Source organism: Vibrio sp. 1562 (assembly GCF_033340155.1).
GTDB classification, from domain to species: Bacteria; Pseudomonadota; Gammaproteobacteria; order Enterobacterales; family Vibrionaceae; genus Vibrio; species Vibrio alginolyticus.
Map to the genome: position 1 here is coordinate 1 of NZ_JAWOVY010000777.1, position 517 is coordinate 517.

Annotated in this window: 1 pseudogene; it reads right to left on the minus strand. The window is 50.3% G+C overall.

What is annotated here, in order from left to right:
- A pseudogene (locus R7Z49_RS27595) lies at positions 1-517 on the minus strand (hybrid sensor histidine kinase/response regulator); the annotation flags it as partial.

The following is a 517-nucleotide window of genomic DNA, read 5'->3' on the forward strand; positions in this document are numbered from 1 at the left end:
CAATAGGCTTGGAAAGCCACTTTCACCCGAGTGCGGCCAACAAAGCGCGAGGCAAGCATTTCCAACTCAGCCACGGTAACACGACTTTGATACAAGCTGATGTTTTCGCTTTCAGGCAGCGGTGTTCCGACAAAAGACGCCGACTGTAAGCGCTCACTTAGGCTTGGACGCGTCGCCAGAGACACCGCGACAAAACACACCGCGTTCGCCACCACACTCATGATCATGCCCCAATCCGAAATCGCAATGTCGAAGCTCGACAGCATCTCTGGCGGCGTGATTAACCAAATCAAAAAGTTGTTGCTGGCATTACCAGCCAACATGTCGGTTTGGCTCATTAAGGTAATCAACCAAATCGTAAAACCGACCGCGAGGCCAACATAAACGCCTTTCTTGTTACCCTGACGCCAATACATACCGCCAATCAATGCAGGAGCAAACTGGGTAATGGCTGCAAACGAGAGAAAACCTATCGCAGAGAGTGAGTGGATACTATCTAAAGCCTGATAAAATCCCC